At 73.5% G+C, this 3,440-nt stretch carries 3 protein-coding genes; 1 reads left to right on the forward strand and 2 read right to left on the reverse strand.

Features of this window, described 5'->3' with window-relative positions; translation table 11 throughout:
* Positions 1-85 precede the first annotated feature (85 nt).
* A complete protein-coding gene (locus VFE05_14765; GenBank protein ID HET6231332.1) occupies positions 86-2,017 on the reverse strand; it encodes a von Willebrand factor type A domain-containing protein in 1,932 nt (643 codons plus the stop codon).
* A gap of 403 nt (positions 2,018-2,420) precedes the next feature.
* Here VFE05_14765 and VFE05_14770 point away from each other — a divergent pair, with 403 nt between their 5' ends.
* A complete protein-coding gene (locus VFE05_14770) occupies positions 2,421-2,597 on the forward strand; it encodes a hypothetical protein (protein ID HET6231333.1) in 177 nt (58 codons plus the stop codon).
* 21 nt (positions 2,598-2,618) lie between these two features.
* On the opposite strand, the gene VFE05_14775 is transcribed toward VFE05_14770, so the two are convergent.
* On the reverse strand, positions 2,619-3,440 hold an 822-nt coding region (locus tag VFE05_14775), incomplete at its 5' end, for a hypothetical protein (GenBank protein ID HET6231334.1).

The raw sequence follows: 3,440 nt of genomic DNA on the forward strand, positions 1-3,440 counted from the left end.
CTGTTCGGCGGATGCGAAGCGGGGCTCTCGTGCACCGGGAGCCCCGCCGTACATCTACCGATCTACCGTACACCGGCCCTGGCGCTCACCGGCGCGCGATGCCTTCGCGGGAGATGCGGGCGTAGCTCTGCGCCAGGTCCAGGAACTCGGCGCGGTAGCCGTTCGGGTCGCTGCCCAGCGCGCCCCCGGCGAGCGAGACCACGTCCTCGGCGCTGGCGGCGCCCTTGAACTCCGACGCGCGCAGCAGCAGACCCAGCTCCGCCACCGCCGCCGCGAACCGGAAGTCCGCAGACGCCGCGGCCATCGAGCCGCCGCCGTCCTCCACCGGAAACGAAAGCACCCGGCTGAGCGTGCCCTGCGGCGCCTTGTAGCGTACCTTCACCGTCATCAGCTCCGCCCCGCGCGCCACGGCCGTGCGGGATGGGGCGCGCTGGTACCGCAGCGGGTCCACGCTGCCCGCCTCGCGCACCGAGGCGCCGGCGGGCACCACCTCGTACAGCGCGGTCACCGCGTGCCCCGCGCCGATCTCGCCGGCGTCGCGGGTGTCGTCGTTGAACTCCTCGTCGCGCAGCAGCCGGTTCTCGTAGCCGATGAGCCGGTACGAGGCCACGCGCGCGGGGTTGAACTCCACCTGGAGCTTCACGTCCTTGGCGACAGTGTGCAGCGTGCCGCCCATCTCCGTGACCAGCACCTTGCGGGCTTCGGCCGGGCCGTCCACGTACGCGTAGTTGCCGTTGCCGTGGTCGGCCAGCTGCTCCATGCGGCGGTCCTTCAGGTTGCCCATCCCGAAGCCCAGCACCGTCAGGAAGGTGCCCTCGCTCCGCCGCCGCTCGACGAGGCGCACCAGCTCGCCCTCGCTCGAGACGCCCACGTTGAAGTCGCCGTCGGTGGCGAGGATCACGCGGTTGTTGCCGCCGGGAAGGAAGCTGCCGCGCGCCACGTCGTACGCGAGCTGGATTCCCGCGCCTCCGGCGGTGGACCCGCCCGCGCGCAGCCGGTCGATGGCCTCGGTAATCGTCCGCTTCTCGGAGCCCGGCGTGGACGGCAGCACCAGCCCGGCGTTGCCCGCGTAGGCGACGAGAGCCACGCGGTCCTGCGGGCGCAGGCGCTCCACCAGCATGCGGAGGGACGCCTGCACGAGCGGCAGCTTGGTCTCGTCGTTCATCGAGCCGGAAACGTCGACCAGGAACACGAGGCTGCTGGGCGGCAGCGTGCTCTCTTCCACCCGCCGCGCCTGCAGGCCGATGCGCACCAGGCGGTGCGCGTGGTTCCACGGGCACTCCGCCACGTCGCTGGCGACGGAGAACGGCGCATCGCCCGCGGGCTGGCGGTAGTCGTACGGGAAGTAGTTGACCATCTCCTCGATGCGCACCGCGTCCGGCGGCGGCGCGCTGCCCTGCGTGATGTAGCTCCGCACGTTGGCGTACGAGGCGGCGTCCGCGTCGGTCGAGAAGGTGGAGAGCGGCGTGCGGGCGGCGCTGAGGAATCGGTTCTCCACCAGGTGGCCGTACTCGTCCGCGCCGGGGTCGCGCGGAGCGGGCATGCCGTGGTGCGCGTCGATGGCGGTCGTTCCCTGCACGGCCGCCGTCTGCCCGCGCACGCGCGCCGCGTAGCCGGCCTCGCGGCGGCGGGCGCCCGGGCTCTGCGCCACCACCCCGGCCGACTGCACCACCAGGGCCTCCAGGCCCACCGTGGACGCCACGAGCGCGAAGTCGGCCGTGACGCCGGCGGAGTCCAGCGTGACCCCGCGCTCGGCGTGCGCGTAGCCCAGCCGCGCCACGGCCACGGTGACCTTGCCGCCGCGCACCGCCGGCGGTGAGGGGACCACGAGGCGGTAGCGGCCGTCCGGCCCGGTGCGGGCCTGCGCGCTGGTCTTGAGGACGACGAGCTGCGCGTTCGCCACCGGCGCGTGCGACGCCGCGTCGGTCACGCGGCCGGTGATGGTGAAGCCCTGCGCCGCCAGCGCGGCCGGCAGGAGGACGAGCGACAGCACCACTCCAACGAGTCTTGTTCTCATGGCAGCCCTGGTGAGAAAGGAGGAGATGGCCGGCGGGCTCGGTTCCGCACGGCTCCTTCGCCGCGACGTCCTCCTTTCTCCGGAGCGTTGGCAGGGTGGGCCGCACCTGCGGCCACAGGTACAACGAACGAGAACGGCGGCCGAGCACACCTCTTGCCCGGCCGCCGTTCCCTTTCGCCTTCCTTCTCCTTGCCCCGCACGGGTTTCGGCTTCTCAGCCGCTGCCGGGCCGCTCCATGCTCGTGCACCCCGGCGCAAAAGGGTGCGCGCTGTCCATCCTGTCATTAAATAAGTGATTCCGCGAGGACGGGGTCCAACCCGGTCCGAGCGGAATCGATACTTTCCGACCCAGGACGCGGGAAGCCCCGCGCCCCATCTCCCCCGCCACTCCCGAGGAAACTTCCATGAAGCTCCGTCTTCTGCTGGCCGCCCTTGTGCTCGCCGCCTCCGCGGCCTGTTCGGCAGACGTCACCGCGCCGGCCGCGCCGCGCAAGACCGTCACCCAGCCGGCCGCGCTCGACACCTCCACTCCGCCGCCTCCCGCGTACGACGGCGGCGGGCTGATGGGCAACGGCAACTAGCCTCGCCCGCCCGGCCCGCCGTCAGCCCGCCGCTCCGGCGAGGCTGGCGGCCTGCAGCGCGTCCACGAAGTCGCTCGCCAGCCCGTGCCACTCCTGCGCCTCGGGCGCGGGAGCGTCCTGCGTGCTGCGCCGCAGGCGTATGGCGTCGCGCAGCGCTTCGGCGGTCATCATCAGCTTGCCCTCGCGGCGGTCCGCGGCCACCTGGAGCGCGCGGTCCAGCGCCGTCTCGGCCATCTCCCACTCGCCCAGGCTGGTGGCGCCGTGCACCAGGCCCAGCAGCCCGGCCGCGGCGGTGTCGGCCGTGGACGGGTCGGCCGTGAGATCCAGCAGCACCTCGGCGGCGTGGCCGAAGGCGGCCCGCTCGCCGGTGCCGCCCGCGGCGCGCGCCACCAGGCCCAGCACCAGCACCCGCTCGGACGTGGGCTCGAAGTGCGGGAGCAGCGCGGTGGCCACCGGCAGCGCGCGCGAGAAGCGGCCCTGCACCGCCCACTGGTACGCCACGTCGTAGGCCAGGCGCGGCACGTTGGGGTGCGACGGGCCGTACGCCTGGAGCGCCTTGTCGGCGTACTCGTCGGCACGCTCGCCGCCCGTCTCCACCTCCACGCCGAAGAGCGCCTGGTACGCCATGGCGGCCACGTGGTCCAGCCGGTGGCGCCGGGCCGCGCGCAGGCTGCGCACGTTGGCCTTGCGCGCCAGCGGCAGGTTGCCCTTCTGGAGGAAGAGGTTGCCCAGGCCGGAGAAGGCCAGCGCGTACGAGCGCCAGTCGCCCGCCTGCCGGCCCTGGATGATGGCGCGCGTGTACCAGCTCTCCGCGCGGTCGTACTCGGCGCGGCGGCGGGCCAG

The sequence above is a fragment of the Longimicrobiaceae bacterium genome, from assembly GCA_035696245.1.
Classification (GTDB): Bacteria; Gemmatimonadota; Gemmatimonadetes; order Longimicrobiales; family Longimicrobiaceae; genus DASRQW01.